Raw genomic sequence first — 1,209 nt, 5'->3', positions numbered from 1 at the left:
GTCCTGCTCGACAATCCTCGCCTGCTCGGGCAGTCGATGCTCCTGCGTGACAAGTCGTTGATGAAGCGGCGCGCGCAGCTCGGCGGTATCCGGGTCGGAATCTTCGAAGAGGCGCACGAACGCGACGACGTGATCCGATTCCTGAAGCGGGTCAATCAAACCCTGCTGAAACTCGACGGTGATCCCAACGATCCGATTCACCTCAAGGCGTTCGACAAGGCGGGCTGCCTCGGTCACCGGATCATCCGGACCCCCGACGAGGTGGACTTCATCCCCGACGACGAGTTCCCGATGCTGATGGAATCGCACCTGGACGGCTGGGAGTTCGCGGTCGAGGCCTGGGTCCACAACGGCCGCATCTGCTTCCTGAACATCTCGGAGTACGTGACGCTCGGATACTCGGTGTTCGTGCCCGCGACGCCGGAACTCGAGAAATATCGGCCCGAGATCACCCGGCAGGTCGAAAAACTGATCAAGACCTTCGACATCGAATTCGGCTTCATCCATCCCGAGTACTTCGTCACCAGCGACGGGGAAATGTATTTCGGCGAGGTCGCCTACCGGCCACCGGGTTTCAAGGTGTTCGAACTGCTGGAACGGACCTATGGTTTCAATGCCTACCACGCGCTGGTACTGGCGTTCGACCCGAAGTCCACCGACGAGGAGATCGACGCGTTTTTCCCGAAGGAAGTGGTGGATGCCACCGGCCACGCCGGATGCTTCGGCGTGTATCCGCGTCGACGTGTGGTCAGTCGGCTGTCGGTGCCGCCCGAGACCGAGGATCATGATTACTTCGAGACGCACGAGCTCACCGCGCCGCAGGCCGAAAAGGTCACCAAACGCACCGCATTCGGTAATCATTGGGGTCTGCTCTATTTCTTCGGCGAGGACCCGTACACTCTGCGGGATCTGTTGAAGCGACAAGAAGAGCTCGACTTCTATATTTGATCCGTTGCCAGGGGCAGCGGAGTGCGAAGGGATCGGCGATTGAGTCCGGACGGCCACGACCCGGCGAGCTTGGACCGGCGTCTCGCCACGGTGGACCACGCCATACAGTCCCTCGCGGACGCGGGCGATTTCGGTAAGCAGGTCAAGCTGCCCAGGGTGATGGACTCGCTGCGGCGGGTGCTGCTGCTGCCCGGTGGTTGCGCGGCGGTGCGTGAACGGGCCGAAAAGCTGGAGACCGCGGGCCTTTTCCTCGGGACCGAC

Annotated in this window: 1 protein-coding gene and 1 pseudogene; both read left to right on the top strand. The window is 61.8% G+C overall.

The features are described 5' to 3' along the window. On the top strand, positions 1–948 hold a 948-nt coding region (locus ACFWF3_RS36460), incomplete at its 5' end, for an acetyl-CoA carboxylase biotin carboxylase subunit family protein (protein ID WP_379318764.1). A 39-nt stretch (positions 949–987) separates the two neighbouring features. After that, positions 988–1,209, top strand: a pseudogene (locus ACFWF3_RS36455) (hypothetical protein); the annotation flags it as partial.

Source organism: Nocardia sp. NPDC060220 (assembly GCF_042727815.1).
Taxonomy (GTDB): Bacteria; Actinomycetota; Actinomycetes; order Mycobacteriales; family Mycobacteriaceae; genus Nocardia.
Note: the sequence above shows the minus strand (reverse complement) of the source record. Positions and strands in the feature narration are given on the sequence as shown.